Raw genomic sequence first — 25612 nt, 5'->3', positions numbered from 1 at the left:
GTGGTTTGGTTTGCGGCCGGGTGCGTAGAGCGAACAGGCATGAGGAGCGAAAGGTGACGATTGCGGTCTCGGCGGGCGCCCATCCGGCGCTGGTGCTGAATGCGGATTACAGGCCCTTGAGCTATTATCCGCTGTCTCTCTGGTCCTGGCAGGACACGATCAAGGCGGTGTTCCTCGACCGGGTGAACATTGTTGCCGAATATGATGCGTATGCGCGAAGTCCGAGCTTCGAATTTCGCCTGCCAAGTGTCGTGTGTCTGAAAACCTTTGTAAAACCCAGCCGCTACCCTGCCTTTACCCGCTTCAACGTCTTCCTTCGCGATCGTTTCCAATGCCAATATTGCGGTTCTCGCGATGAACTGACCTTCGATCATCTGATCCCGCGCTCCAAAGGCGGCCTTACCACCTGGGAAAACGTGATCACCGCCTGCTCCCCCTGTAATCTGAAAAAAGCCAACAAGTCCTGCGCGCAGCTGAAGATGTGGCCATTCCACATGCCGTATCAGCCGACGATCCAGGATCTGCACAACAATGGCCGGGGTTTCCCGCCGAACTATCTGCACGACAGCTGGCTGGATTTTCTCTACTGGGATACGGAACTGGAACCGTGATCTGGTGTGATGTTGGTTGATGCCGTTGGGTTGCGCACCGGTATTAGCAATTGATTCATCACCTTTGAAAACACATCGTCAGAATTGCCCTAGTTTACCGCTTGGTCAACTAAACGCGGGTTATGTAGCACCAGATGCATTCTGGAGCTCCGACGATGATCTCGGCCACATTCCGCCGTTTTGCAAAATGCCTGTCTACCTTGGCCAAGGACACCAAGGCCGCCATCATGCCCATTCTGGCGCTGGCGATGATCCCGCTTGTGGTCATGGTCGGGTCGGGGATCGATTATGGTCGCGCGATCAGCGAGCGAGAGATCCTTTCGAACGCCCTTGATGTCGCGGCCTTGAACATCGCCAGCCAGCTGTCGTCGAGCTTCATGAGCGACGCGCAGATCAAGGTGGCGCTGGAGGCAGCCTTCGAAGCCAATATCTCTTCCCTGAGCTACAAGGAAGATGCGCTTGAGCATCTCACCTTCAACGTGGATCCGGATGCCGGCGTCGTGACGGTACGCTCCCAGATCGACGTGCCCTCGTATTTCATTCACATCGGCGGTATCGGGCCTGAAAGCATTCCGATGGCGGTGGAAACGGAAGTCAACTACTCGCGGTTCGATGTGGAACTGGCGCTGGTTGTCGATGTGACCGGGTCAATGGGTGGAGATATGGGCACGCTTCGTACAGCGTCTGCTGGCGTTGTGAACACCTTGATTCCGGAAGGCACCAGCCCGAATGACAGCAAGGTGCGGATCTCGCTGGTGCCCTACAGCCAGGGCGTCAATCTGGGCGAATACGCCGACGCGGTGACAAATGGCCAATCGAGCTGGCGCAATTGCGTGTCGGAGCGTGTCGGCGACGAGATCTATACCGATGCGCCTTATGATGCGGATACCGGCAGTCCGGGCTCGTATTTCAGCGGTGCAAGTACAGGATGTTCTTCGAGTTCCGTGATGGAGCCGCTGACGGCTGACCGCGACATTCTGATCCCGGCCATCGAGGATCTGAGATCAATTGGCTACACGGCCGGTCAGACAGGCACTGCCTGGGGCTGGTACTCGCTGTCGCCGAATTTCTCCAATCTCTGGCCTGCAGAAAGTGTCGGCGAGTCCTATACAAATGAAGACGTCTTGAAGTTCGCCATCATCATGACGGATGGGGATAACAACCGCTTCTACGACTACGACTATACGACAGAGTCCTGCAGCCGGCGGTGGTCCTGGAGCAAGGGCTGGTACGATGATTGCCGGACGAATGTGTGCTCGGGCTGGTGCGAGATCTCAGCGAACGAAAATGATTTCAACAATGAGGCTTCCGTTCGGGCGCGCGGGATATGCGAAGGCATGAAGGATGCCGGAATTACCATCTATGGAATCTATTTTGGCAGCGATAACAATTCGCCGGGCGCCCGCAACATGAAGGCCTGTGCGACCAACGAGTCGACCACCTACTATCAGGCAACATCCTCCTCCCAGCTGATCAATGCCTTTGGCAACATCGCCAAGAAGATCCAGGCGATCTATCTGGCCAAATAACCGGCCATGAAGCTGTGCATTAAAAAAGGCGACCATCGGGTCGCCTTTTTGTGTTTCTGACGCTGGAGAACCTTAGCCCGCCTTGTTCTGCCGGTTGTCGATCAGGTCGTCGACAACGGCCGGATCGGCAAGGGTCGAGGTGTCGCCCAGGCTGTCAAAACTGTCTTCGGCGATCTTGCGCAGGATGCGGCGCATGATCTTGCCGGAGCGGGTCTTCGGCAGGCCCGGTGCGAACTGGATCAGGTCGGGCGATGCAATCGGTCCGATTTCGGCCCGGACGTGCTTCACCAGTTCCTTCTTCAGCTCTTCTGTCGGCTCCTCGCCCTCCATCAGGGTGACATAGGCGTAGATGCCCTGGCCCTTGATGTCGTGCGGATAGCCGACGACAGCCGCTTCAGAGACCTTCGGATGGGCCACCAGAGCGCTTTCGACCTCAGCGGTGCCCATGCGGTGCCCGGAGACGTTGATCACGTCATCGACCCGCCCTGTGATCCAATAGTAGCCATCTGCATCGCGGCGGCAGCCGTCACCGGTAAAGTAGTAGCCCTTGTAGGTGGCAAAATAGGTCTGCACGAAGCGGTCGTGATCGCCGTAGACCGTGCGCATCTGACCCGGCCAGCTGTCGGTGATGACCAGATTGCCCTCGGTCGCCCCCTCCAGAACCTTGCCTTCCGCATCGACAATCGCCGGCTGCACACCGAAGAACGGCCGGGTGGCGGAGCCAGGCTTGAGATCAGTTGCACCAGGCAGCGGCGAAATCAGAATGCCGCCGGTTTCCGTCTGCCACCAGGTGTCGACGATGGGACAGCGCTTCTCGCCGACGACGTTGTAGTACCAATTCCAGGCTTCCGGATTGATCGGCTCGCCAACGGAGCCCAGCAGACGCAGGGACGAGCGGTCGGTCTTGGTGACATGCTCATCACCGCCGCCCATCAGGGCGCGGATGGCTGTCGGCGCGGTGTAGAAGATGTTGACCTTGTGCTTGTCGCAGACTTCCCAGAACCGGCTCGGGCTCGGGTAGGTCGGAACGCCTTCAAACATCAGCGTCGTGGCGCCATTGGCCAGCGGGCCATAGACGATGTAGCTGTGGCCGGTGACCCAGCCCACATCTGCCGTGCACCAGTAGACGTCGCCGTCGTGGTAGTCGAAGACGTACTGATGGGTCATCGAGGCATAGGTCAGATAGCCGCCGGACGTGTGCAGAACCCCCTTGGGCTGTCCGGTGGAGCCGGAGGTGTAGAGAATGAACAGCGGATCTTCCGCGTTCATTTCCTCCGGCTCGCAGGTGTCGGCGACCTTGGCAGCTGCCTCATGATACCAGACGTCGCGGCCTTCGACGAAATCAACATCGCCGCCGGTGCGCTTGACCATGATGACGCTGTCGACCGGCGCTTTTTCGCAAGCCTTGTCGACATTAGCTTTCAGCGGAACCTTGCGGCCACCGCGCAGACCTTCGTCGGCGGTGATTACGCAGCGGCTGGAACAGCCTTCGATACGCTGCGCCAGGCTGTCGGGCGAAAAGCCGCCGAATACAATGGAGTGCACCGCGCCGACGCGGGCGCAGGCCAGCATGGCGTAGGCTGCTTCCGGGATCATCGGCATGTAGATGGTGACGCGGTCGCCTTTCTTGACGCCCTGCTCCTTCAGGACGTTGGCGAACCGGCAGACTTCTCCATGCAGTTCCTTGTAGGTGATGTTCTTGTGCTCGGAGGGATCATCACCTTCCCAGATGATGGCGATCTGGTCGCCGCGCTCGGCGAGATGCCGATCGACACAATTGGCGGAAACATTCAACGTGCCGTCTTCGAACCACTTGATCGAGACGTTGTCATAGTCATACGACGTGTTCTTCACCTTGGTGAAAGGCTTGATCCAGTCGATGCGCTTTCCGTGTTCGCCCCAGAAGCCTTCCGGGTCGTTGACGGACTTGGCGTACATCTCCTGATACTTTGCATCGTCCACGAGCGCACGCGCCGCGACCTCCGCAGGCACGGGAAAAACAGCTTCGGACATTAAATGACCTCCCAACGAATTTTATGGACACCGTCATGTGCTGGCGGTGCCTCCTCCTCTGCGATTATTATGCTGAACCAAATGTTTGCAGTCCATACGGCAGCGCTCGAACTTTCGTAGGCCTTATTCTGCGGTCAGCCAAGCCTCGGCCTCAGATCGCTGGTTGCGTTGAAACGCTTTTATCTCAAGGCCGGGAATAAACTTCGATTCCAGTTCCGACAGGGACCGGAGCCAGGCCTCGTCGGACAGGACGGCGCAGCGGCGGAACTTGCCAACCATCCGGAACAGCTTCGGCATTCGAGAAAATTCGACTTTCAGGGCAGCAAGCGCCGGCATGTGAAAATCAATCACGTCATAGAACATCACACCGTCTTCGATGTCCGCGGACAGCGCTTCTATCTCGTCTAGCGCCTTATCCATCTCGGCAGCTTCCAGCTTGCCGCTGAGGGACAGGTCAAGTCTGTTTGGAGCCGGCTTTTCAATGGTGAACATGTGAGCCTCCGTTGGTTTCGACCCCCCTGATGTGGGAGTTTCCCTAGGGAAGCGCAACAAACAGAGGCTGCAGCGGTCTAGCCGATCTTGCCGATGACCACACCCTGGACCAGCAAGACGCCGAGCCAATGGCCGCAGTCGATTGCCGTGAGGCTCCAGGGTTTGCCCGAAAAGCGATGATTGACGATCTGGGTGGTGAGGACGAAGCCGGTCCAGATCAGGGCTGCGGAAATCAACCCGCTTTTCAAGCTCGGTCCACCGACATGCAGGATCACCCCGGCAAAGACGAAGGCCATCAGCAGCTGGCAGACAAATGTGATGGCCATGACCGCAGGCTTCGGACGTGCCTGCGTTTCCGACAGTCCAGCAGCCTTCTGCCAGTGCTTGCCGAGGGCCCCGTACCAGACGGATCCGAAAATAAACGAGGCAACGGCCGCTGCCAGAACCGCGATCAGATTGATCCCGTCAAACATCATGATGTGTCGCCTCCCACCAATTTAGGAACGGACGTTAAAGGACCGGCGGAGGAGCGTAAAGCGCCTTGGCTTGCCTTAGAGCCCGCCCTTCTCGACGATGAAATCGATAACGGTGTCGACGCCCTCGCCCTTGCGCATGTTGGCGAAAACAAACGGCTTTCCCTTGCGCATCCGGGTAGCGTCGCGCTCCATGACGGAAAGATCCGCTCCGACATAGGGCGCCAGGTCGGTCTTGTTGATGATCAGGATGTCGGACCGGGTGATGCCGGGGCCGCCTTTTCGCGGGATTTCCTCGCCAGCGGCGACGTCGATGACATAGACGGTCAGATCCGCCAGCTCGGGCGAGAATGTCGCCGCCAGGTTGTCGCCGCCGCTTTCAATCAGGATCAGCTCCAGATCGGGAAAGCATTTGTTGAGGTCGGCGACGGCGGCAAGGTTGATCGAAGCATCCTCGCGAATGGCCGTGTGCGGGCATCCGCCGGTTTCAACGCCACGAATGCGGTCGCTGGTCAGCGCCTGGGCGCGCATCAGCGCTTCGGCATCTTCAGCGGTGTAGATGTCGTTGGTGATGACGGCGAGCGAGTAACGATCACGCATCGCCTTGCAGAGTTTTTCCGTCAGCGTGGTCTTGCCGGCGCCCACAGGGCCACCGATGCCGACGCGAAGAGGACCGTTGGGAGATGTCATGAGCGGAACAACCTTGAGTATTTCGTTTCGTGTGCCATGGAGGCGATGTCTGTCAGAAGGGTTGCCGTGCCGAGATCGTCGAGATCCGAGGCAAGCACGTCTTGAACGGTTGCGGCGATAAGCGGCTGGACGCTGGCCAGAATGCGCTGGCCATCGCTTTGGCCAAGCGGGACGGCGCGGACGGCGGCAGAGACCATGTTGGCGGCAAAGGCATGGAGAAAGCCGGTCAGAATGGCTTCTTCCGGCACTTCCCACGTGGCGGCGACCAGCCCGACGGCAGCTGGATAAGGCCAGGTTTCCAGTTCTTCTGCGCCAGCAGTCAGCTCCGCGAAGATCCGGGCGGCCGGTGTTGAATTGTCCGAGGCCCAGGCTGCCTTGATCGCTTGTATGAAGGCAGTCCCCTGCGCGCTGGTTTCCAGATAGCGCTCTTTCGAGGGCTGCAGCGCCAGTCCGAGTTCAATCTGCTCCCGGGCCGCTGACTTGTCACCGTCGCGCGCCGCCCGAAGTGTGTGCACCAGCAGAATACCGTCGCTGCGGGCCGCCCCGACCTGCAGAACATCGCTCAGCCAGGCTTGCATCTCCGCCGCATTTTCCACGCCGCCATCATCAATGACCTGTTCCAGCCCGTGGCTGTAGGTGAAGGCGCCAATGGGAAACGCCGGCGAGAGAAAGGCCAGCAGCCGGTAAAGGGTGGCCATGTCGATCCTGTCAGACATGGCGGATCTCCAGGCGTTGGCGTCGTCTCGGAGGGGGGAAGGCTAGCGAGGGGGGAAAGACCTCAAACATCGGCCTGTCCAGCTCAATGATCATGGGAATGCCCGTGTGAATGATCATGCCCGTGTGCGTGCGAATGGCCATGATCATGCCCCTGGGTCTGACCGTGACCATAGGCGCCGCCCTCCGGATCGAAAGGCGCCTGCAGTTCGGTCATCGTGCCGCCCAGCAGTTTCACCATGTCCTCGATCACATGGTCGCGGCGGATGCGCAGGCTTTCGCCCATCAGCTGGGTCGGCAGATGCCGGTTGCCGAGATGCCAGGCGATCTTGACCAGATGGGCGTGGTTGTCGGCGCTGATTTCAACCAGCTCTTCCGCCGCGCCGCGCACTTCGATCACCCGTCCGTCTTCCAGCTGCAGCCCATCGCCGTGGCGCAGATGCACGGCGACTGGCTCATCCAGCAGAAACGACAGGCCAGCTTCCCCTGTCATCACCGCGCGGCGGCGGTGCCGGTCTTCCCGGTCCAGGGTGATGGTGTCGGCGGGTGTGTCTGTCCAGCTGCCGGTCTTGAGGATTTGCGCAACGCGGATCATGCGGCTGTCTTCACCTTTTCCATCATCGCCTGAAAAGCCGGACGCTCTCGCAGGCGCTTGAAATATTCGTAGAGGGGGCCTTCGGACGGCAGGTCGAACTTCGTCACCACGGCCCAGCCCGAGCAATGCCCGATGATGATGTCGGCGATGGTGAACGCCTCGCCCATTACATAGGGGCCATCGCCAAGGCGGGTTTCCAGCACCTTCAACCCTTGCGCAAATTCCCAGGCGCAAACGGTTTTGACCTCCTTGACCCGGTGGCCTTCCGGATTGGCAAAGGTGTTCTTGGCCGAGGTCCAGAGCGCGCCTTCCAGTTCATCGACGCCGAACTGAGTAAAACTGTCCTGCTTGGCGCGCTCGATCGTGCCGGCCGGAAAGGTGAACTGGCCGTGCTTGTCGGCCAGATAGGTGCAGATGGCGACGGAATCGGTCAGCACTGCATCGCCGTCGAGCAGCACCGGCACCTTGCCGTTGGGGTTGAGCGACAGAATGCGTTCCGATCGCGGTGCGGCAGGTTCCAGCTCATAGGGCAGTCCGAGTTCTTCCAGCAACCAGATGATGCGCATCACCCGTGTGCGCGGACTTCCGACGATCTTGTACATTCTCTCCCTCTCCGGACCATCTTGCGTGGCCCTTTGTTGGTCTCCCGGCAAGGCCGGAAGGCTGTTGGATGTCGCGATGGTAGATTGCTGCCTCAGAAGAGGAAATAGCGCTGGGCCATCGGCAAAACCTTAGCTGGCTCACATGTGAGCAGTTCGCCGTTGGCACGAACTTCGTAAGTCTCTGGATGAACGTCGATTTCCGGCGTCGCATCGTTGAGAATCATCGATTTCTTGGAGATGCCACCACGGGTGTTTTTCACCGGCAGGACCAGACTGTCGAGCCCGGCATTGTCCTTGACGCCGATGTCGTAGGCGGCCTGGGAAACGAAGGTAACGCGGCTCTGGGTCATCGCCTTGCCGAAGGATCCGAACATCGGGCGATAATGCACCGGCTGCGGCGTCGGGATCGAGGCATTCGGGTCGCCCATCGGGGCGGCTGCAATGGTTCCGAGCTTCAGCACCATGTCCGGCTTGACGCCGAAGAAGGCCGGAGACCACAGCACCAGATCCGCCAGCTTGCCGACTTCGACGGAGCCGATGTGCTCATCCAGACCATGGGCAATCGCCGGGTTGATGGTGATCTTCGACATGTAGCGCTTCACGCGCAGGTTGTCGTTCTCGCCGGCTTCGCCGTCGAGGCGTCCGCGCTGCACTTTCATCTTGTGGGCGGTCTGCAGGGTGCGGATGATCACTTCGCCGACGCGCCCCATGGCCTGGCTATCGGAGGCGATGATCGAGAAGGCGCCCATGTCGTGCAGAATGTCTTCCGCCGCGATGGTTTCTTTGCGGATACGGCTTTCGGCGAAAGCGACATCCTCGGGGATAGAGGCATCCAGATGGTGACAGACCATGAGCATGTCGAGATGCTCTTCCAGGGTGTTCACCGTGTAGGGCCGCGTCGGGTTGGTCGAGGACGGGATGACATTCATCTCGCCGCAGACCTTGATGATATCCGGGGCATGGCCGCCACCGGCGCCTTCGGTGTGGAAGGCGTGGATCGTGCGGTTCTTGAAGGCGGCGGTGGTGTTTTCGACGAAGCCGCTTTCGTTCAGCGTGTCGGTGTGGATCATCACCTGAACATCGTATTCGTCAGCCACGGAAAGACAGGTGTCGATGGCCGCCGGTGTGGTGCCCCAGTCTTCATGCAGCTTGAGGGCGCAGGCGCCTGCCAGGATCTGTTCTTCCAGACCGGCGGGCAGCGAGGCATTGCCCTTGCCGGCAAACGCCAGATTCATCGGAAAACTGTCGGCGGCCTGCAGCATCCGGGTGATGTGCCAGGGGCCCGGCGTGCAGGTGGTGGCGTTGGTGCCGGTGGCCGGGCCGGTGCCGCCGCCGAGCATGGTGGTGACGCCGGACATCAGCGCGTCATCAATCTGTTGCGGACAGATGAAGTGAATGTGGACGTCCAGCGCGCCGGCGGTGAGGATCCGGCCTTCGCCGGCGATGGCTTCCGTGCCCGGGCCGATGATGATGTTGACGCCCGGCTGAACATCCGGGTTTCCGGCCTTGCCAATGGCGTGGATGCGCCCGTCCTTCAGGCCGACATCCGCCTTGACGATGCCCCAGTGGTCGACGATCAGTACGTTGGTGATGACCGTATCGACGGCGCCGGCAGAGCGAGGGTGCTGGCTCTGGCCCATGCCGTCGCGGATCACCTTTCCGCCACCGAATTTGACCTCTTCGCCATACAGCAGGGTGTTGGAGCCGCCGACGATGCTTTCCGCCGTCAGGTCGCGTTCTACCTCGATGATGAGATCCGTATCCGCCAGACGCAGCTTGTCGCCGGTCGTCGGTCCGAACATATCCGCATAGGCGGCGCGGGGCATCTTGTAGGCCATCTTGTCAGTCCTCCAGTTCGCAGCGAGATCCGTTACCGTTGAGGATCCATCGCGCGGTGCGTGTTCAGTTGCCGAGACCTTCGGCGAGATTTTTCAGATCCTCGATCCGCTGTTGCGTCAGCGTTGCCTTGCAGCCGACGACGAGCATCGGCTCCATGCTACCGCCGCGGGCCATGAAACCCTGCGAGATGCAGGCCTTGTCGCGAAACGGGACCCAGGCGCGCTGGGCCTCCCTCAGGGCGTCTGCTGCACCTTCCAGGCCGCTGCCCGTCAAACCTTCATCCAGGGACTGCATGGCGCGCATGGCCTCGCTGTAGACCTGGTTCAGCTCCGCATCGGCCTGCTTGAAGGCTTCTCCGGCGCAATAGGTCATTTCCATCTGCGTCAGCGGATAGCCGCAGTCGATCTTTTCCGGTTCGCTCTGGCTTTGGGCCATGGCATGACCGGGACCGAAACTCCCGCAGGCGACAAGCGCGATCATCAGCAATCCAGTCGGGTTCAGACGCATTATGCTCTCCCGGACGAGCTCTTTGTCAGAGGTCGCCCATGACCTTCTGGTTGAAGCCATAGACCTTGCGATCACCACGGTAGCCGACAAGGGTGACAGAGCGGCTTTGTCCGGGCTCAAACCGCACGGCGGTGCCGGATGGAATGTCCAGACGCATGCCGGTGGCCGCCTTGCGGTCGAAGTCGAGCCCGGCGTTGGTTTCAGCAAAGTGATAATGGCTGCCCACCTGGATCGGCCTGTCGCCGGTGTTGGTGACATCCAGCGTCAAGGTTTCCAGACCGGAATTCAGCTCGATCTCACCTTCAGCCGGAAAGAGTTCTCCCGGAATCATGTTCTTTGCTCCTCTTTTCAGTTTTTGCGCGAAAACTGTTTTCTGGATCCTCGGGACAAGCCCGAGGATGACTGCGGAGGGGGCTGGGCCTTTTTCTCATCCGTCATTCTCGGGCTCGTCCCGAGAATCCAGTCATTGATTAAGTTGGTCGTAGAGATCGTTCCATTCGGGATTGAGCTCTTCGATCAGATTGAGTTTCCATTTTCGATAGTAGCGCTTGACCGACTTTTCTCTCTGGATCGCGCTGACGATCGTTTCATGAGCTTCGTACCAAACCAGGCTCTTGCAGGCATATTTTGAGGTAAAGCCTTGCATCACTTGGGTTTTATGTTCGTAAACACGCCTGGCCAAATCATTGGTCACGCCGGTGTAGAGCGTTCCGTTTCGGCCAGAAGCCAGGATGTAAACGAAGTAGGTCATCTGACTGACCGATCTTACTTCCCCTTGGAGAGGCGGACGTAGGCGAAGGCGCCGCCGATGGCGAGGCCGATGAGAGCGACGACCAGGGTTGCCGGCGACGTCAGGCTGACGGCTTCATGCGGGTGGGCATGGGCAATTGCGTCCGGATGGGCCATGGCAGTGCTCAGACCGCAGAGCGTGGCAACGGCGAAACAGGCAAAATGCTTGGACATCAAAATCTCCTTGAAAGAGGTGAATACTCAGCGGATCGGTTCATGAACGGTGACAAGCTTGGTCCCGTCCGGAAAGGTCGCCTCAACCTGGACGTCGTGGATCATCTCGGGGATGCCCTCCATCACCTGATCGCGGGTGATGACCTGGGCACCCGCCTGCATCAGATCAGCGACACTGCGGCCGTCGCGGGCACCTTCGACGACAAAATCGGAAATCAGCGCAATGGCTTCGGGGTAATTCAATTTCACACCGCGCTCCAGGCGTCGGCGGGCCACCATGGCAGCGGTGGCAATCAGCAGTTTGTCTTTTTCGCGCGGCGTCAGGTTCAAGACAGCCTCCCCTTGTTTCTTTAACAGGATCCGTGGTCTCGGATCTTTTGTCTCAATGCAATTCTTTAGCGGCCTAGCATCGCCACACTCTGGGCAGATCCCGGTCGCGATAGCTTTCCAGAAAGCTCATCAACGTTTCACGCAAGGCACGGCCGCTGGGCGCGACGAAGCGTGCGCTCAGCACACCGTTCCAGGCGCTCGCACCAGCCTTGACGCCCGGCTGCAGGGAGGCGTCGAGGAGCTGACGGGCTCTGGGCAGATGATCTTCGGCATTGGGGCAACAGTCCACCAGCGTGGCAAAGGCAATGGCGCCTTGTCCCGTGGCTGCCCCCGACAGGATCTCGCGGGTGTTGCCCGACAATCGGATGTCGTCGGCGAAAATCAACCGGCCGTCGCGGTGAATGCGCCAGCTGTCGCGGAATGTTGCTTGCTCGACGGTTTCGCCCATGGCCGTACGCCCCAGGACGGTGGTTTCAAGTCCAAGAAACCGGGCGTCGCCGAGCAGATCCACGCGCAGGCGGCGGGCCAGGGCCGAGTGGTCGAAAATGATGGTTTCCTGAGGCAGCCATTCCAGCGTGCTGCCAGTCTCTGCGATGAGAGATGTGTCGATCAGGCCGGTGCCCTGACTGCGGCGGTAGGCACGCTCGGCGGCCTGAGTGGTGATTGTGGCTTCGGACCCGGCGCCGGTGCGGCCTTCATAGGTGACGCTGTCGCCGCCGGTGATGCCACCGGCCGTGTTGATCAGGACTGCGATGGGGCGTGGATCGTAAACGCGCGGCAAGCGCACCTTGCTCGATCCGGCCTGATAGAGGTCGTCGAGCCGACTGCGGCCTCCGGACAGCTTGAACGAGACATGCGCAATACCCCTCGCCCGCTGCATGTCGGGCAGGTTGATCGGTGAGGTCGGGGTGTTCACGATTTGCAGCATCAGGTGTCCGGGTGAAAGTCCGTGGTCAGGTGTTCAAGCTTTCAAGGCGGGGAGTGTGTGACCGCCGGGGCGTTGCTGGCAAGTCGTTCTCCGCTTTGCGTTTTGTGTTCCGTGCCATGTTCTGCGTCTACGGCGTCTCCCGCGGCATTTTCAGGCCCGCAGGACGCACCGGATCCGACCTGTAGTCCAAGCAAGGCCGGGGCCAAGTGGATCGGCTGGTGCTGTACAAGGCCGGCGTTGCGGCGATCTGGATGGCCTAGCCCGAAAATTCAGCAGATGCTTAATTTTTGTGCTGTAACGATATTCGTGTTTATGCTGATTTCCCTAAGGGCAGAGGGAGCCTTTGCATCTCTGGCGGGTTTTCGGCTAAGGGTAGCGGGCAAGCAGCACGGGTCTGGTCTGTTTTCTGACCTGTTTGGCCTCTTCCGGGCCGAAACGACGCGAGCGAGGAATGCCGTGATTGAATTTGTATCAAGTCGATTTCAGCAAAGAATGGTTGCCGGGGTAAGGCTGCTGATGGGGCTGCTGATGCTGGTGACCCTGTCATCGGCTGCCAAGGCCGACATCGGCGCCTATGTGGTGGTTGATGCTGGCAGCGGTGCGGTGATGGATTCCAAGGACGCCACGCGGCTGTGGTATCCCGCCAGCCTGACCAAGATGATGACGGCCTATGTGACGTTCAAGGCGGTTCATCAGGGTCGGGCCAAGCTGACGTCCATCGTGATGCAATCGCCGAATTCCCGCGCTGAACCGCCCAGCAAGATGGGGTTCAAGGTCGGCACCAAGTTCACGATCGATACGGCCTTGAAGATCATTCTGGTCAAGTCCGCCAACGACGTTGCAGTGGCGCTTGGCGAGGCGATTGCCGGATCGGAAGAAGCGTTTATCGAGATGATGAACGCCGAAGCCAAGCGACTAGGCATGGCCGACACGGTTTTCGTCAATCCGCATGGATTGCCTGACAACAGGCAGGTGACCACGGCGCGCGACATGGCCATTCTGGCGTTGGCGCTGCGACGGGACTTTCCGGAAAGCCGGACCTATTACAATCACCCGGCGTTGCAGTTCGGCAAGAAGACCCTGCGCTCTGCCAACAAGGAGTTCCTGCTGCGGGTGCCCGGCGCGAATGGCATGAAGACCGGCTATATTTGCAATGCGGGCTACAATGTTGCTGCTTCGGCAACACGGCGTGGCCGCACCATCCTTGTGGTGGTGCTGGGCGCTGCGTCCGGATTGGAGCGGACCGCTTTTGCGCGGGATGCGCTGGATCAGGCGTTCGAAAAGCGTGGCGGCAACAAGAGCCTCACCAGCCTGCGTGATGGTGGCGGGCAGCCGCCGGCCGATGGCTATTGCAAGCGCAATCCAAAGCCCGGCCTGAAGGGCATTATTGCTCAATATGATCTGGGCAGCAGCGAAAAGCCGTCGGTGCTGTCTTATGCCAAGTCGAAGCCTGGCGCAGTGCTTATGCCTGTGCTGACGCAGAAATCCGCCGCTCCCAAGGCTTCCGACCTGTCAGAGTTCAAACTGCCGAATGGCAAGACCGACTGGTCACTGGTGCTGGACCGGACACTGGGTGTCGAGCGTGTGGCCTATGCCCCGGTGCGCATCGGGGTCGGGGCGCCTTCTGGCGCGGAACCACCGCGTGCCAGCCAATGGGCGGAGGGCCAGATGCCAATCGACATTCCGCTGCCACGGGCCCACCCCTCTCGTGCCGCGATGGTCGTGGAGCAGGGGATTGTCACCGCAGATCCGGTTGGGGACATTCCGCCGGCAGAAGCGCTTGCTCCTGTCCAATTGCGTCCAGGGATCCCCGTGCCGGCTCCCAGCCCGAAGTCCTGACGAAGAAGTAAAATTTTGCTTTTTGCAAAATTTCTTATCCAAATTAACTAGTAGATAACCATACGCGGTCCAGTTTGTTTGAAAGGAACTTCCTTTGTTGAAGGCGACGTCATTTATTCGTGACGGGCTAAAGGAGAATTGAGAAATGATCGTGGAACCTCGCAGCTCTGCGACAATCCTGGCGCTGGCCGATCTGGCTGATTTGTCTGCCAAACAGCTGGAAGACGGCTGCTCCATCGAAGAGGTCATCGAAACCTTGCGCAAGGCGGCTGTTTCGGTTCGCAATGTCGTCAAGGACGATGAAGCGAAGACTGCAGCAGAAGAATTGGCCGAGGCTTCCGGTGCCGAAGACGAAACGTCCAAGATTGCCGACTTTTCCGCCTGATTTCAGATCGCGTGCCTTCGTGCAGACGATCTCCCCACTGGATTTTTCCTCCAGCCTATCCTAGGTCTCGGGCAGCATAGGGCGGCCCGCGATCGCGGCCTGCCTATTTCGACCTCTCGCTCTGACACGAGGTTTGACCATGGCCGGGTCCGACACTGCCTCCCCCACCGTTTCCGCTCCCGTTCGCGGACCGAAGCCGCCGATCCCGATGTCGGTGATCACCGGCTTTCTCGGCTCGGGAAAGACCACGCTGCTGAACCGGATCCTAAAAGACCCGGCGATGGCGGATACGGCTGTCATCATCAATGAATTTGGCGATATCGGACTGGATCACCTGTTGGTGGAACAGGCCGAGGACGGCATTCTGGAGCTTTCCTCCGGCTGTTTGTGCTGCACTATTCGCGGTGATCTGGTGACGACCCTGGAAAATTTGCTGCGACAGATCGACAATGGTCGTCGCGACAAGTTGGCCCGGGTGGTGATCGAGACCACCGGGCTGGCGGATCCCGGCCCGATCCTGCACACGATCATGCTGCATCCCTACCTGGTCCTGCGCTACCGCCTGGAAAGCGTCGTGACGCTGGTCGATGGGGTGAATGGTCTGGAGACACTGGCGACCCACGAGGAAGCCCGCCGTCAGGTTGCCGTTGCCGATCGGCTGGTGCTGACCAAGACCGATCTCATCGAGAGTGCGGAAGTCTCTGCCGAATTTGAAGAGCTGAAGGCGCGGCTGAAGGGTCTGAACCCCGGCGCGCGGGTTCTGTCAGCTCAAACTGGCGACGCAACCCCGCAGCGGCTGTTCGATGCAGGGCTCTACGACCCGGCGACGAAGATCCCGGATGTGGCGAAGTGGCTGAACGACGAAGCTTATATTGACCATGGTCATTCGCATCATCACCACCACGATTCAGAAAATGACCATGGTCATCATAAGGGCCATGCTCACGGCCACAGCCACGGCCATACGCACGATGTGAACCGGCACGATGACCGCATTCGCGCCTTCACTCTGGCCACCGACAGAGCGATCCCGGCATCAGCGCTGGAAATGTTTCTGGATCTTCTGCGCTCGGCCCATGGTCCGAAGTTGCTGCGGGTGAAGGGCATCGTGCAGATTGCCGAAGACCCCTCCCGCCCGGTGGTGATCCACGGTGTGCAGCACGTGTTCCATCCGCCGGCGACGCTTGATGCCTGGCCGGACGCGGATCATCGCACGCGGATGGTGTTCATCACCCATGATCTGCCGGAGAGTTTTGTCTCCCAGCTGTTTGACGCTTTTTCCGGCGCCTTGAAGACAGACACCCCGGATCCGCAGACGATGGTTGACAATCCGCTGGCGATTTCCGGTTTTACCAGCCCGATCAGGGGCTAAGGCCCTGATCAAAGAGACGGCTTCGGACCGGAGTAGCCGTCTTTTGCCACCCGGCGGATTAGGCCTTCCTGCGCTGTTGAAGCAACCAGAATGCCCTCGCGGGTGAACAGCGAGCCGCGGTTCATGCCGCGTGATCCTGAGGCAGAAGGCGAATCTTCCAGATACAGCAGCCACTCGTCGGCTTTGAACGGGCGGTGAAACCACATGGCGTGGTCGAGGCTCGCCGCCTGGATGTCGGGCGAGAAGACCGAGCGGCCATGCGGAAACAACGAGGTGTCGAGCAGCGTCATGTCAGAGGCGTAGGCCAGCACGCAGGAATGGACCAGCGTGTCCTGCGGCAAAGTGCCCGTGGCCCGCACCCAGCACTTCTGTTCCGGCGGCAGCGGCGTGTCGGAAAAGTAGTGAGTCAGATCGACCGGGCGCAATTCAATCGGGCGCTCCCGCTCCCAATATTTGCGAACATGCTCCGGTGCGACAGAGAGATATTTTTCCTTCAGGTCGCGCTCGCTCGGGAGATCTTCCGGCATGGGAACATCGCCCATGTCGATCTGGTGTTCGAGGCCCTCTTCATGCACCTGAAACGAGGCAGACATTGAGAAAATCGGCTTGCCGTGCTGGATCGCGACGACCCGGCGGGTGGTGAAACTACCGCCGTCGCGGATACGATCAACGTCATAGATGATCGGCACGGCAGGGTCGCCAGGTCGGAGAAAATAGCCATGCAGGGAATGAACCAGTCGGTCTTCCACCACGGTTCGAGAGGCAGCCATCAGCGCCTGACCGATGACCTGACCGCCGAAAACCCGCTGCCAACCAACCTGGGGGCTGCGACCCCGGAACAGATTGTGCTCCAGCGGTTCCAGGTCCAAAGTTTCAAGAAGTGCTTCTATGGCCGTGGTCATCGGCGAGATCCCTGCTACATAAGGAACATAGCGCGTCGCCGGTCGTTGGGGACGCATCGAGGCTCACTTGAACGCAGCGGGAAGCGAAGTCAAGGTGCCTCTAGGGAAACGAAACAGCGAGATCCTGGGAGATCATGATGGCTGAGGCTCCGCACAAAGGCGCCGATTTTGATGTGGCAATTGCCGGTGGCGGCTATGTCGGCCTGTCGCTTGCGGTGGCTTTGAAGTCTGGTGATTCCGGGTTGAAGGTCGTGGTCATCGACCCGAAACCGATGGCCGTTCTGGACCGGGACCCGCGCGCCTCTGCCATTGCCGCAGCTGCCTCGCGGATGTTGACCCAGCTCGGCATCTGGGACGACATCAAGGACAGCGCCCAGCCGATCACCGAGATGATCGTCACCGACAGCAAGCTGCGCGACAAGGTGCGTCCTGTGTTCCTGACCTTTGGTGGCGAGACTGGAAAGGCGGGCGAAAACGAGCCTTTTGCCAACATGATGCCCAATGGCAAGATGTTGCCGGCGCTGTATGAAAAGGCCAAGGCGTTGGGAGTGGAGTTTGACGCGCCCGATTCAGCTGCCTCCTTCACCACGACGGCTTCTGATGTGCGTCTGACCCTGGCCAGCGGCAAATCCGTATCCACCCGCCTGCTGGTGGCTGCCGATGGTGTGCGGTCGCGGCTGCGCGATCTGGCTGGCATCCGCACTGTGCATTGGGACTACGGACAATCCGGAATCGTCACTACGGTTGCTCATGAGCGGCCGCACAATGGTCGTGCAGAGGAACATTTCCTGCCGGCTGGGCCCTTTGCCATTCTGCCGCTGCCCGGCAACCGGTCGTCGCTGGTGTGGACCGAGCGCACCGATGATGCGCGGCGACTGGTTGCAAGTGACGACTTCACCTTTGAGATCGAGCTGCAACGCCGGTTTGGTCATCACCTGGGTACGCTGGAATTGGCCGGGCCGCGCAATGCCTATCCGCTTGGGCTGACGCTTGCGCGTGATTTCGTCAGGCCGCGCTTCGCGCTCGCCGGAGATGCAGCGCATGGCATTCACCCAATTGCCGGACAGGGTCTCAACATGGGGTTCAAGGATGTTGCGGCGCTGGCGGAGGTGCTGATCGAGGCCAATCGGCTGGGTCAGGACATCGGTGCTCTGGATGTGCTGGAGCGCTATCAGCGCTGGCGACGGTTTGACGCATGGCAGATGGGCGTTGTCACAGACGTTCTTAACCGATTGTTTTCAAATGATAACGATGTTCTTCGGGCGGCGCGTGATTTTGGTCTCGGGCTGGTTGATCGAATGCCGTTTCTTAAAACCAGGTTCATTTCCGAGGCGGCAGGGCTGACTGGTCCGGCTCCCAAGCTGCTCTCCGGCAAACCCATTTGAATTCTTTGCGTAAGACACGATGACTGAGACAATTGATATGGCCGTTGCCAAGCGGACCGTGCTGATCACGGGATGTTCTTCCGGGATCGGGTTGAATGCTGCCCGCCTTTTGCGCGGTCGCGACTGGCGGGTCTTCGCAACCGCCCGCAAGCAGCAGGACGTGGATGAGCTGGCCGCCCAGGGGTTTGAGGCCTTTCGGCTCGACTATGAAGAGCCGGAAAGCCTGAAGACGGTGCTCATGGCGGTTCTGGAGCGCACGGATGGACGGCTGGACGCGCTGTTTAACAATGGTGCCTATGCCATCCCAGGCGCCCTTGAGGATATTTCCCCGGAAGCGCTGCAGACGCTGTTTCAGGCCAACTTCTTCGGATGGCATGAGCTGACGCGGCTCGTCGTGCCGGTGATGCGGGCGCAGGGCAGCGGCCGGATCGTTCAGTGTTCCTCGATTCTGGGCTTTATCGCCATGCCGTTTCGAGGGGCCTATACCGCGTCCAAGTTTGCGCTGGAGGGATATACCGACACCCTGCGGATGGAGCTGGCGGGCACGGGCATTCATGTCAGCCTGATTGAGCCGGGCCCGATCGACACGGCCTTCACGGCTAATGCGCTGGACAATTTCGACCGCTGGATTGGCGACGAGGGCATGCAGTCTTCGGTACATCTCTCGGCCTATAAAAAACGCCGCAAGCGGATGGAAGCGGGTGAACCTGGGCCCTTCAAGTTGCCGGCGACGGCGGTTGTGAAGCAGCTGCTGCATGCTCTGGAGGCAAAAAAGCCCAAGGCCCGCTACTATGTCACCATCCCGACGCATCTGCTTGGAGGGCTGAAAAGGCTTCTGCCGACAGCACTTCTGGACCGTTTCCTGTTGCGGGCGGCCAAGTCGGAAGAATAGCATTCAATTTGTAATGTTTGGCGCGGGAACCAGTGGTGCTTGCAGGACTTAATAGGTCGCAACTGCACCAATGGGAGCCATATGATGTCTATCAGTAGTCTTCAGGATCTGTTTGTTCACACTCTGCAGGATGTTTACTTCGCAGAGAACTTCTTGACGAAGAAAATTCCGGTAATGTCGAAAGCAGCCAATTCCAAGCTGCTCAAGAACCTGTTCGACGCTCATCTGGAAGAGACGCGTACCCACGTAAAGCGGCTTGAAGAGGTCTTCGCTTCCCTTGGCATCAAGGCTGAAGGCGAGGAATGTCCGGCGATTGAAGGCATTGTCAGCGAAGCCGAAGAGCTGCTGGATGAAGTCGATGATGCCAAAACGACAGACGCCGCACTGATTGCTTCGGCGCAGGCGGTCGAGCATTACGAAATTACCCGCTATGGTACATTGGTCTCCTGGGCGACCGAGCTTGGCCACACGGAAGCTGCAACCATCCTGCGTCAGACGTTGGCGGAGGAAAAGGAAGCTGACAACAAGCTGCTGCGTCTGGGTGAAGACCGGTTGAACGAAAAAGCTGCCTGATCCGGTGGTGTATTCTGACTGAAAGGCCGGGCAGTTCGCTGCCCGGCCTTTTGTGTTTTGAGTTTGGTGGCACTGAGCTTGCCCGCCCTTTGCCTGTCCTGTGCGGTCAATTGTCCCGCTGTCCGGCCTTGCCGAGGGCACCAAATTGGACACATATGCAGGAAAATGAAGGATGGAAATGTCGATCAAGTGGCTGTTGCGGCCCTTCGGTTTTCCGTCGACCTGCATCCGGGTTCATGGTGTACTCCGGCTGAAACAAGGTAAGGCGTGATGGAATACACTTGGGATATTGTTGTTCGGGTGGGCATGGTGGCCGTGGCGCTGGTTCTGCTTGCCGGACTGTGGAACATGATGCGGGGTGGCTCGGCCAACCGCTCTCAGCAACTGATGCGCTGGCGCGTCCTGCTGCAATTTCTCGTCATCATTCTGGTGATGGGCGGGCTTTATTTCTTCGGCGGAAAGTGACCGTCTCTACGTGCTTCGCGACATGGGAAGACTGAAATGGTTGTTCTGAACAAGATCTACACGCGCACCGGCGATCAGGGCACCACGGCACTGGGGTCGGGCGAGCGCCGGTTGAAGTCGGATCTGCGGATCGACGCTTATGGCACTGTGGATGAGACCAACTCGATTGTCGGGATGGCTCGGTTGCATCTGATCGAGGACGACAAGCTGCTGGATGATGTGCTGAGCCGGATACAGAATGATCTGTTTGACCTGGGTGCCGATCTGGCAACGCCGGATACCGGGGAGGATCTGGGGTATGAGCCGCTGCGCATCATTGATGCCCAGGTGAGTGCACTGGAAAAGGAGATCGACCGGGTCAACGCAGATCTCGACCCGCTGCGCTCCTTCGTGCTGCCGGGAGGAACAGCTGCATCTGCGCATTTGCACCTGGCCCGCACCGTCTCGCGCCGGGCCGAGCGCCTGATGGTGGCTCTCCAACAGGAAGAACCGGTCAGCGAAGCGTCGATCAAGTACATCAACCGGCTGTCCGACTTCTTTTTTGTGGCGGCACGCGCCTGCAACAAGCGGGCGCAGGGAGACGTTCTCTGGGTGCCGGGCAAGAACCGCTAAAAGTCTCCAGTGTGGCCTTCTGCGTGCTTGCGGCGGATGCAGGGTTATTCCGTCTGAGCATGGGGCCCCGACAAGCATTCTCTTGAGAAACACGGGCGAGCGGCTTAAGAGCTAGGGTCTGATAGATTTATTGCGGTGCGGCATGTCGTCTTCGACGATGGTCGAGGGTTCCCTTGCGCTATCGTTGACAGCTGGAAGCGGTGTCTTTACCGTCCCGGCCCGAGCGAGAGGAATGGCGCAATTCTGCCAGCCGTAGCGGCCAGAAGTTTCGCCGTTGAAACGCAATTTGTCTCAAACCGGGGTGGGACACCCGAGCGGAGGTTGAACTCAATGAAAATCCTTGTGCCCGTTAAGCGGGTGATTGATTACAACGTTAAGGTTCGTGTGAAGTCGGACGGGTCCGGCGTCGATCTGGCCAACGTCAAGATGTCCATGAACCCGTTCGACGAGATCGCCGTCGAAGAGGCTCTGCGTCTCAAGGAAGCTGGCAAGGCGAGCGAGATCATCGTGGTCTCCGTTGGTCCGCAGCAGGCCCAGGAAACCATCCGCACCGGTCTAGCCATGGGCGCCGATCGCGGCATCCTGGTAAAAACCGACGAAACCGTCGAGCCGTTGGCCGTTGCAAAGATCCTGAAAGCCATTGTCGAATCTGAAGAGCCTGGTCTGGTGATTCTGGGCAAGCAGGCCATCGACGATGACTGCAACCAGACAGGTCAGATGCTGGCCGCTCTGCTCGGTTGGGGTCAGGGCACGTTTGCTTCCAAGGTCGACCTGGATGACAGCTCTGTTTCGGTCACCCGTGAAGTTGATGGCGGTCTGCAGACCGTGAAGCTGGCGATGCCGGCAATCGTCACCACCGACCTGCGTCTGAACGAGCCACGTTACGCTTCCTTGCCGAACATCATGAAGGCGAAGAAGAAGCCGATCGACATGAAAACCGTCGAGGATTATGGCGTCGACGTCACTCCGCGTCTCTCCGTGCTGAAGACAAGCGAGCCGGCAGCCCGGCAGGCTGGCGTCAAGGTGGCTTCCGTCGCCGAACTGGTCGACAAGCTGAAAAACGAGGCCGGCGTCCTTTAAGGACCCCAAGAAGAAGGATTACGACACATGACGACACTTCTTGTGGCCGAACACGCTGCTGGCGTGCTGAATGATGCAACTGCCAAGGCGCTGACAGCCGCCACCCAGATCGGTGGCGATGTGCATGTGCTGGTTGTTGGCGAAGGGGCAGCTGCTGCCGCCGACACGGCTTCCAAGCTGGCCGGTGTTGCCAAGGTTCTGACGGCTGAGAGCGCCGAGCTGGCGCATCAGCTGGCTGAGCCTGTTGCCAACCTGATCGTTTCGCTGGCTGGCGACTATGATGCCATCGTTGCTCCGGCGACGGCCAACGGCAAGAACACTTTGCCGCGCGTCGCAGCTCTGCTCGACGTGATGCAGATCTCGGATGTTCTGGCGGTGATCGATGCCGATACGTTCGAACGACCGATCTATGCCGGCAACGCGATCCAGACCGTGAAATCTTCCGATGCCAAGAAGGTCATCACCGTGCGGACATCGACGTTTGCTTCGGCTGAGGCCGGTGGCTCTGCTCCGGTGGAAGCCGTGAGTGGCGATGCGGCCAATGGCAAGTCGGAATTCGTCGGCGAAGAACTGTCCAAGTCGGACCGTCCGGAACTGACCTCTGCCAAGATCATCATCTCCGGTGGTCGTGCGCTGGGCTCCGAAGAGAAATTCCAGGAAGTCATCATGCCGGTTGCGGATGCGCTTGGTGCGGCTGTTGGTGCATCGCGCGCTGCGGTTGACGCAGGCTATGCTCCGAACGACTGGCAGGTGGGTCAGACCGGCAAGGTCGTCGCCCCGGATCTCTACATTGCCTGTGGCATTTCCGGTGCCATCCAGCACCTGGCCGGCATGAAGGACTCCAAGGTGATCGTGGCGATCAACAAGGATGAGGAAGCACCGATCTTCCAGGTGGCCGACTACGGTCTGGTTGCCGATCTGTTCGAAGCTCTGCCGGAATTGAAGGCAGCCGTCGAGTAAATCGACAGATATGAACAATGCGTCCGGGCGGTGCTTCATCGTCCGGACGCTTGCCGAGCAGGCCCTGCGGCGGCAATACTCGTTTTCAAGGATGCCGGCAGCGTTTCCGGTTGGGCTCAAGATATTTGGATCGGATTGGACGATGGGGATTGAATTGAAGAAAATCGGCGTGATCGGCGCCGGACAAATGGGCAGCGGTATCGCCCATGTCTGCGCCGTCGCCGGGTTTGACGTTGTGCTCAGCGACATCTCCAAGGACAAGATTGAATCCGGACTTGCCTCGATCAACGGCAATCTGGTGCGCCAGGTGCAAAAAGAACAGATCACCGAAGCTGAGCGCGACGCGGCTCTGGCGCGGATTTCCGCAGCCGGCGATCTCGACATGCTCAGCGATGCGGATCTGGTGATTGAATCTGCCGTCGAGAACGAGCAGATCAAACGCAAGATCTATTCGCAGCTGTGCCCGCTGTTGAAGCCGGAAGCCATTTTGGCAACCAACACCTCCTCCATTTCCATCACCCGTCTGGCCGCCTCCACGGACCGTCCGGAGCGCTTCATCGGCATTCATTTCATGAACCCGGTGCCGATCATGGAATTGGTGGAGCTGGTTCGCGGAATAGCGACTGAAGATGAGACCTATGAAGCCGCCAAGGGCTTCGTCAACCGCATCGGCAAGAAAATGGCCGTTGCGGAAGACTTCCCGGCCTTCATGGTCAATCGCATCCTGCTGCCGATGATCAACGAGGCGATCTACACCCTGTATGAGGGTGTCGGCTCGGTGGAATCCATCGATACGGCGATGAAGCTCGGCGCAAACCATCCGATGGGGCCGCTGCAGCTGGCCGATTTCATCGGTCTGGACACCTGCCTGTCGATCATGCAGGTGCTGTATGAAGGTCTGGCGGACTCCAAGTATCGTCCGTGCCCGTTGCTGGTAAAATACGTCGAGGCCGGTTGGCTTGGCCGCAAGACCCAGCGCGGCTTCTATGACTATCGCGGTGATGTACCGGTTCCGACCCGCTGATTTAAAGTCATATCGTCAATATTCCCTAGGGACCGGATCAATGTTTGATCCGGTCTTTTTGCATTTTGGAGGATAATTTCCTGATTCGAAACTTTTCGACCGATCTATCTATTTGAATTAAAGTGATAAACTCTGCGTTAAGTTTTGCTTAAATTGTTTTAACGAGGTTGACCTCAAAGGAGATCTCTATGGATACCGCAGCTTTGGCGTCGACATATGTCGCCTTTACCCAGGCAGAGACCGGACAGGCGCTTCAGACTGCCATGCTCAAGCAGGCGGTGCAGGCAGATGCCAACCTTGTTGCTCTGTTGCAGGAAGGGGCCCAGAACCTTAGCCAGACATCTGCTCCGGCTGCGGCCCCTCCCGGGCTGGGTACCGCCGTCGATGTTAGCGCCTGAGGCGCGTTGTTCGTTCGGCGACTGAAGCATTGATCAGATTGATATTTAAAATTTTAGACAAATTGTCCTAGTATACGTAATTTTGCGGCGATGATGACCTAAGGTTATTTTCGGTTTTAATGATTTCATCTATCTGGCGCCCTATATTCACGACAGAGTTTTCTAGTCGTAGGAGCCTGATATGCCCGAGGCAATTGGTTACGGCTCTTCCACGCCCTTCCTTCCACGGGCTGGAGAGTCCACCCCGGAACGCACCGCTCAACAAGTGCGCGAGTTGGAAACACGCCAGGAACAATCCGTTGCAGAGACTGTACAGCGTCAGGCGAATTCCAGCAGCCGTCGGGCGGAATCGCTCGAGCGTGTCGCCGAGCAGCTTGAAAATCGATCAGAATCTCGGCCAGCCCCTTCGGATACATCCCTGGGCGGGCGGATCGACATCACGGCGTGACGTGATGCACTGAGTTCGTAAAGAGGAGTAGTGAGTATGCCCCCAATTGGTGAGACATCAGCGGCCTATGGCGCTGCGAATGTTCGGAGCGAGCTGGCGACCAACGCCATACGCGACAACAACCAGCAGGAGCGTCAGGTGGCAAATCGCCTGCAGGAACAGCAGGAAACAACTCAGGGTCAGGACCGTCGCCAAGCCCGGCAAATTCCGGGTCTCGGCAATGCGGTCGATATTACCGCCTGACACGGTCTCGCACGGCCCCAGTCCAGGGATTGGCGCGGTAGCGCCCTCCCGGCTTGTTGGTGACGTCAGCTTTACCCCTGAGGTTTGACAGCCTGCAAGGCGCTCGTGATGAGCGCCTTGGCTTCTTTGGACGCCCATTCTGCCGGACCGAACATGGTTCCGGCTTCGCATCCGTCCGGCCCGATCAGTATGGTTGTCGGCAGGCCGGGTGCCTTGGCCAGCTTGCGCAGGTCCGTGATGATCTTGTTGCTGCCGTCATGGCGCAACGATAGGTTCTCGACGTTGATTTCGCTGAGGAAGGCCTCCGGCTTTTCCGTACCACCACGATCGACGTTGACGGCGACGACCTCAAAGTCTTCTCCCCCCATTTCCGATTGAAGCGTGTCCAGTGCCGGCATTTCCTTGCGACACGGGGCGCACCAGGTTGCCCAAAGGTTCAACAGCACCGTCTTGCCGGAGAAGTCGGCCATCGTCGCATCGCTGCCGTCTGCCTGCTTGAAGGCGAGCGTGGAGAGATCCAGCGGGCTGGTGGCCGGAATGAAGGCTGCAACCTCGCCGCCGACATGCGGTTGAACGCTTTCGGCCATCGATTGGGCAATCTGGCAGGTTTCAGCCGTGCCCGAGTTGCCATTGCCCCCCCAGATCCCGTATACCGCAACAGTTACAGCTGCCAGACCAGCGCCTCCGGTCATCAATAACTGACGCAGGCGCTTTGGGTTTTTGGCGGTAGGGTTCGACATTCTTCCAG

The 25612-nt window shown here is 59.2% G+C and carries 32 protein-coding genes; 16 read left to right on the top strand and 16 right to left on the bottom strand.

The annotated features are described in order from the left end of the window. Positions 1-53 precede the first annotated feature (53 nt). The gene (locus tag J0X15_RS18035) at positions 54-611 is read left to right on the top strand and encodes an HNH endonuclease (protein ID WP_331461953.1); all 558 of its coding nucleotides are present in this window, start codon (positions 54-56) and stop codon (positions 609-611) included. Between the two features lie 155 nt (positions 612-766). Continuing rightward, entirely contained in the window at positions 767-2140 is a 1374-nt protein-coding gene (locus J0X15_RS18030; protein WP_206943821.1) for a TadE/TadG family type IV pilus assembly protein, read from the top strand. A 72-nt stretch (positions 2141-2212) separates the two neighbouring features. Here J0X15_RS18030 and acs read toward each other — a convergent pair whose 3' ends face one another. The 14 genes from acs to J0X15_RS17960 form a co-directional block, all read right to left on the bottom strand. Next, complete coding sequence (gene acs, locus J0X15_RS18025) at positions 2213-4153, bottom strand: acetate--CoA ligase (protein ID WP_206943819.1); 1941 nt, start codon at positions 4151-4153, stop codon at positions 2213-2215. A 123-nt stretch (positions 4154-4276) separates the two neighbouring features. After that, on the bottom strand, positions 4277-4645 hold the full coding sequence (locus J0X15_RS18020; RefSeq protein WP_206943817.1) for a SpoIIAA family protein: 369 nt from the start codon (positions 4643-4645) through the stop codon (positions 4277-4279). A 77-nt stretch (positions 4646-4722) separates the two neighbouring features. After that, positions 4723-5121 (bottom strand): DUF1761 domain-containing protein, encoded by a 399-nt coding sequence (locus J0X15_RS18015; protein ID WP_206943815.1) that lies wholly within the window; start codon positions 5119-5121, stop codon positions 4723-4725. A gap of 75 nt (positions 5122-5196) precedes the next feature. Beyond that, the gene (ureG, locus tag J0X15_RS18010) at positions 5197-5808 is read right to left on the bottom strand and encodes an urease accessory protein UreG (RefSeq protein WP_206943813.1); all 612 of its coding nucleotides are present in this window, start codon (positions 5806-5808) and stop codon (positions 5197-5199) included. Then, complete coding sequence (locus tag J0X15_RS18005; RefSeq protein WP_206943811.1) at positions 5805-6524, bottom strand: urease accessory protein UreF; 720 nt, start codon at positions 6522-6524, stop codon at positions 5805-5807. The genes ureG and J0X15_RS18005 overlap by 4 nt, the downstream gene beginning before the upstream one ends. A gap of 83 nt (positions 6525-6607) precedes the next feature. After that, positions 6608-7117 carry an urease accessory protein UreE gene (locus tag J0X15_RS18000; protein ID WP_206943809.1) on the bottom strand — a complete coding sequence of 170 codons (510 nt, stop codon included), beginning with the start codon at positions 7115-7117 and terminating at the stop codon, positions 6608-6610. Next, positions 7114-7719, bottom strand: coding sequence for a glutathione S-transferase family protein (locus J0X15_RS17995; protein ID WP_206943807.1), 606 nt, complete (start codon positions 7717-7719; stop codon positions 7114-7116). The genes J0X15_RS18000 and J0X15_RS17995 overlap by 4 nt, the downstream gene beginning before the upstream one ends. 92 nt (positions 7720-7811) lie before the next feature. Continuing rightward, complete coding sequence (ureC, locus tag J0X15_RS17990) at positions 7812-9557, bottom strand: urease subunit alpha (RefSeq protein WP_206943805.1); 1746 nt, start codon at positions 9555-9557, stop codon at positions 7812-7814. Positions 9558-9621: 64 nt separating this feature from the next. Continuing rightward, the gene (locus J0X15_RS17985; RefSeq protein WP_231710488.1) at positions 9622-10065 is read right to left on the bottom strand and encodes a lysozyme inhibitor LprI family protein; all 444 of its coding nucleotides are present in this window, start codon (positions 10063-10065) and stop codon (positions 9622-9624) included. Positions 10066-10090: 25 nt separating this feature from the next. Then, complete coding sequence (locus J0X15_RS17980) at positions 10091-10396, bottom strand: urease subunit beta (RefSeq protein WP_206943803.1); 306 nt, start codon at positions 10394-10396, stop codon at positions 10091-10093. A gap of 132 nt (positions 10397-10528) precedes the next feature. Continuing rightward, positions 10529-10816, bottom strand: a complete 288-nt coding sequence (locus J0X15_RS17975; RefSeq protein WP_206943793.1) for a GIY-YIG nuclease family protein — start codon at positions 10814-10816, stop codon at positions 10529-10531. A gap of 14 nt (positions 10817-10830) precedes the next feature. Further along, positions 10831-11028, bottom strand: coding sequence for a hypothetical protein (locus tag J0X15_RS17970; RefSeq protein ID WP_206943791.1), 198 nt, complete (start codon positions 11026-11028; stop codon positions 10831-10833). Positions 11029-11055: 27 nt separating this feature from the next. Further along, positions 11056-11358, bottom strand: a complete 303-nt coding sequence (locus tag J0X15_RS17965) for an urease subunit gamma (protein ID WP_206943789.1) — start codon at positions 11356-11358, stop codon at positions 11056-11058. 73 nt (positions 11359-11431) lie between these two features. Continuing rightward, positions 11432-12286, bottom strand: a complete 855-nt coding sequence (locus J0X15_RS17960) for an urease accessory protein UreD (protein ID WP_206943787.1) — start codon at positions 12284-12286, stop codon at positions 11432-11434. A gap of 516 nt (positions 12287-12802) precedes the next feature. On the opposite strand from J0X15_RS17960, the gene J0X15_RS17955 reads away from it, so the two are divergent. The 3 genes from J0X15_RS17955 to J0X15_RS17945 all read left to right on the top strand — a co-directional run bounded on the left by J0X15_RS17955 (position 12803) and on the right by J0X15_RS17945 (position 15882). Then, complete coding sequence (locus J0X15_RS17955) at positions 12803-14125, top strand: D-alanyl-D-alanine carboxypeptidase family protein (protein WP_209015445.1); 1323 nt, start codon at positions 12803-12805, stop codon at positions 14123-14125. A 145-nt stretch (positions 14126-14270) separates the two neighbouring features. Beyond that, positions 14271-14510, top strand: coding sequence for a hypothetical protein (locus J0X15_RS17950; protein ID WP_206943779.1), 240 nt, complete (start codon positions 14271-14273; stop codon positions 14508-14510). 208 nt (positions 14511-14718) lie between these two features. Next, complete coding sequence (locus J0X15_RS17945; RefSeq protein WP_206944161.1) at positions 14719-15882, top strand: CobW family GTP-binding protein; 1164 nt, start codon at positions 14719-14721, stop codon at positions 15880-15882. 8 nt (positions 15883-15890) lie between these two features. Here the strand turns inward: J0X15_RS17945 and tesB are convergent, their stop codons facing one another. Then, positions 15891-16784, bottom strand: coding sequence for an acyl-CoA thioesterase II (tesB, locus tag J0X15_RS17940; protein WP_206943777.1), 894 nt, complete (start codon positions 16782-16784; stop codon positions 15891-15893). 137 nt (positions 16785-16921) lie between these two features. Here tesB and J0X15_RS17935 point away from each other — a divergent pair, with 137 nt between their 5' ends. The 11 genes from J0X15_RS17935 to J0X15_RS17885 all read left to right on the top strand — a co-directional run bounded on the left by J0X15_RS17935 (position 16922) and on the right by J0X15_RS17885 (position 24864). Continuing rightward, entirely contained in the window at positions 16922-18169 is a 1248-nt protein-coding gene (locus J0X15_RS17935) for a ubiquinone biosynthesis hydroxylase (RefSeq protein WP_206943775.1), read from the top strand. 19 nt (positions 18170-18188) lie between these two features. Next, complete coding sequence (locus J0X15_RS17930; RefSeq protein ID WP_231710487.1) at positions 18189-19061, top strand: SDR family oxidoreductase; 873 nt, start codon at positions 18189-18191, stop codon at positions 19059-19061. Positions 19062-19145: 84 nt separating this feature from the next. Next, a complete protein-coding gene (locus J0X15_RS17925) occupies positions 19146-19634 on the top strand; it encodes a YciE/YciF ferroxidase family protein (protein WP_206943773.1) in 489 nt (162 codons plus the stop codon). Positions 19635-19904: 270 nt separating this feature from the next. Further along, the gene (locus tag J0X15_RS17920) at positions 19905-20099 is read left to right on the top strand and encodes a twin transmembrane helix small protein (protein WP_206943771.1); all 195 of its coding nucleotides are present in this window, start codon (positions 19905-19907) and stop codon (positions 20097-20099) included. Positions 20100-20135: 36 nt separating this feature from the next. After that, positions 20136-20711: a cob(I)yrinic acid a,c-diamide adenosyltransferase gene (locus J0X15_RS17915; protein ID WP_206943769.1), complete on the top strand. Its 576-nt coding sequence runs from the start codon at positions 20136-20138 to the stop codon at positions 20709-20711. Positions 20712-21041: 330 nt separating this feature from the next. Further along, the gene (locus J0X15_RS17910; protein WP_206943767.1) at positions 21042-21791 is read left to right on the top strand and encodes an electron transfer flavoprotein subunit beta/FixA family protein; all 750 of its coding nucleotides are present in this window, start codon (positions 21042-21044) and stop codon (positions 21789-21791) included. A gap of 27 nt (positions 21792-21818) precedes the next feature. Next, on the top strand, positions 21819-22751 hold the full coding sequence (locus J0X15_RS17905) for an electron transfer flavoprotein subunit alpha/FixB family protein (RefSeq protein WP_206943765.1): 933 nt from the start codon (positions 21819-21821) through the stop codon (positions 22749-22751). A gap of 142 nt (positions 22752-22893) precedes the next feature. Continuing rightward, a complete protein-coding gene (locus J0X15_RS17900) occupies positions 22894-23775 on the top strand; it encodes a 3-hydroxybutyryl-CoA dehydrogenase (protein WP_206943763.1) in 882 nt (293 codons plus the stop codon). A gap of 188 nt (positions 23776-23963) precedes the next feature. Continuing rightward, positions 23964-24173, top strand: coding sequence for a hypothetical protein (locus J0X15_RS17895; RefSeq protein WP_206943762.1), 210 nt, complete (start codon positions 23964-23966; stop codon positions 24171-24173). A gap of 181 nt (positions 24174-24354) precedes the next feature. After that, on the top strand, positions 24355-24621 hold the full coding sequence (locus J0X15_RS17890; protein WP_206943761.1) for a hypothetical protein: 267 nt from the start codon (positions 24355-24357) through the stop codon (positions 24619-24621). 36 nt (positions 24622-24657) lie between these two features. Further along, positions 24658-24864, top strand: coding sequence for a hypothetical protein (locus tag J0X15_RS17885; RefSeq protein WP_206943759.1), 207 nt, complete (start codon positions 24658-24660; stop codon positions 24862-24864). A gap of 71 nt (positions 24865-24935) precedes the next feature. On the opposite strand, the gene tlpA is transcribed toward J0X15_RS17885, so the two are convergent. Beyond that, complete coding sequence (gene tlpA, locus J0X15_RS17880) at positions 24936-25604, bottom strand: thiol:disulfide interchange protein TlpA (RefSeq protein WP_206943757.1); 669 nt, start codon at positions 25602-25604, stop codon at positions 24936-24938. Positions 25605-25612 lie beyond the last annotated feature (8 nt).

Origin of the sequence: Roseibium limicola, assembly GCF_017313085.1 — a bacterium.
Taxonomy (GTDB): Bacteria; Pseudomonadota; Alphaproteobacteria; order Rhizobiales; family Stappiaceae; genus Roseibium; species Roseibium limicola.
Note: the sequence above shows the minus strand (reverse complement) of the source record. Positions and strands in the feature narration are given on the sequence as shown.

What these genes read in the sequence shown, in the direction of transcription:
- J0X15_RS18015 (WP_206943815.1), bottom strand. Translation starts at nt 5,121, where the DNA reads ATGATGTTTGACGGGATCAATCTGATCGCGGTTCTGGCAGCGGCCGTT.
- J0X15_RS18020 (WP_206943817.1), bottom strand. Translation starts at nt 4,645, where the DNA reads ATGTTCACCATTGAAAAGCCGGCTCCAAACAGACTTGACCTGTCCCTC.
- J0X15_RS17885 (WP_206943759.1), top strand. Translation starts at nt 24,658, where the DNA reads ATGCCCCCAATTGGTGAGACATCAGCGGCCTATGGCGCTGCGAATGTT.
- J0X15_RS17970 (WP_206943791.1), bottom strand. Translation starts at nt 11,028, where the DNA reads ATGTCCAAGCATTTTGCCTGTTTCGCCGTTGCCACGCTCTGCGGTCTG.
- J0X15_RS17925 (WP_206943773.1), top strand. Translation starts at nt 19,146, where the DNA reads ATGTCTATCAGTAGTCTTCAGGATCTGTTTGTTCACACTCTGCAGGAT.
- J0X15_RS17945 (WP_206944161.1), top strand. Translation starts at nt 14,719, where the DNA reads ATGTCGGTGATCACCGGCTTTCTCGGCTCGGGAAAGACCACGCTGCTG.
- J0X15_RS17930 (WP_231710487.1), top strand. Translation starts at nt 18,189, where the DNA reads ATGACTGAGACAATTGATATGGCCGTTGCCAAGCGGACCGTGCTGATC.
- J0X15_RS17995 (WP_206943807.1), bottom strand. Translation starts at nt 7,719, where the DNA reads ATGTACAAGATCGTCGGAAGTCCGCGCACACGGGTGATGCGCATCATC.
- J0X15_RS17905 (WP_206943765.1), top strand. Translation starts at nt 21,819, where the DNA reads ATGACGACACTTCTTGTGGCCGAACACGCTGCTGGCGTGCTGAATGAT.
- J0X15_RS17920 (WP_206943771.1), top strand. Translation starts at nt 19,905, where the DNA reads ATGGAATACACTTGGGATATTGTTGTTCGGGTGGGCATGGTGGCCGTG.
- J0X15_RS18000 (WP_206943809.1), bottom strand. Translation starts at nt 7,117, where the DNA reads ATGATCCGCGTTGCGCAAATCCTCAAGACCGGCAGCTGGACAGACACA.
- J0X15_RS17935 (WP_206943775.1), top strand. Translation starts at nt 16,922, where the DNA reads ATGGCTGAGGCTCCGCACAAAGGCGCCGATTTTGATGTGGCAATTGCC.
- tesB (WP_206943777.1), bottom strand. Translation starts at nt 16,784, where the DNA reads ATGACCACGGCCATAGAAGCACTTCTTGAAACTTTGGACCTGGAACCG.
- J0X15_RS17950 (WP_206943779.1), top strand. Translation starts at nt 14,271, where the DNA reads ATGATCGTGGAACCTCGCAGCTCTGCGACAATCCTGGCGCTGGCCGAT.
- J0X15_RS17975 (WP_206943793.1), bottom strand. Translation starts at nt 10,816, where the DNA reads ATGACCTACTTCGTTTACATCCTGGCTTCTGGCCGAAACGGAACGCTC.
- J0X15_RS17910 (WP_206943767.1), top strand. Translation starts at nt 21,042, where the DNA reads ATGAAAATCCTTGTGCCCGTTAAGCGGGTGATTGATTACAACGTTAAG.
- J0X15_RS17890 (WP_206943761.1), top strand. Translation starts at nt 24,355, where the DNA reads ATGCCCGAGGCAATTGGTTACGGCTCTTCCACGCCCTTCCTTCCACGG.
- J0X15_RS18005 (WP_206943811.1), bottom strand. Translation starts at nt 6,524, where the DNA reads ATGTCTGACAGGATCGACATGGCCACCCTTTACCGGCTGCTGGCCTTT.
- ureC (WP_206943805.1), bottom strand. Translation starts at nt 9,557, where the DNA reads ATGGCCTACAAGATGCCCCGCGCCGCCTATGCGGATATGTTCGGACCG.
- J0X15_RS17955 (WP_209015445.1), top strand. Translation starts at nt 12,803, where the DNA reads ATGGGGCTGCTGATGCTGGTGACCCTGTCATCGGCTGCCAAGGCCGAC.
- tlpA (WP_206943757.1), bottom strand. Translation starts at nt 25,604, where the DNA reads ATGTCGAACCCTACCGCCAAAAACCCAAAGCGCCTGCGTCAGTTATTG.
- J0X15_RS17980 (WP_206943803.1), bottom strand. Translation starts at nt 10,396, where the DNA reads ATGATTCCGGGAGAACTCTTTCCGGCTGAAGGTGAGATCGAGCTGAAT.
- acs (WP_206943819.1), bottom strand. Translation starts at nt 4,153, where the DNA reads ATGTCCGAAGCTGTTTTTCCCGTGCCTGCGGAGGTCGCGGCGCGTGCG.
- ureG (WP_206943813.1), bottom strand. Translation starts at nt 5,808, where the DNA reads ATGACATCTCCCAACGGTCCTCTTCGCGTCGGCATCGGTGGCCCTGTG.
- J0X15_RS17985 (WP_231710488.1), bottom strand. Translation starts at nt 10,065, where the DNA reads ATGCGTCTGAACCCGACTGGATTGCTGATGATCGCGCTTGTCGCCTGC.
- J0X15_RS17960 (WP_206943787.1), bottom strand. Translation starts at nt 12,286, where the DNA reads ATGCTGCAAATCGTGAACACCCCGACCTCACCGATCAACCTGCCCGAC.
- J0X15_RS17900 (WP_206943763.1), top strand. Translation starts at nt 22,894, where the DNA reads ATGGGGATTGAATTGAAGAAAATCGGCGTGATCGGCGCCGGACAAATG.
- J0X15_RS18030 (WP_206943821.1), top strand. Translation starts at nt 767, where the DNA reads ATGATCTCGGCCACATTCCGCCGTTTTGCAAAATGCCTGTCTACCTTG.
- J0X15_RS17895 (WP_206943762.1), top strand. Translation starts at nt 23,964, where the DNA reads ATGGATACCGCAGCTTTGGCGTCGACATATGTCGCCTTTACCCAGGCA.
- J0X15_RS17915 (WP_206943769.1), top strand. Translation starts at nt 20,136, where the DNA reads ATGGTTGTTCTGAACAAGATCTACACGCGCACCGGCGATCAGGGCACC.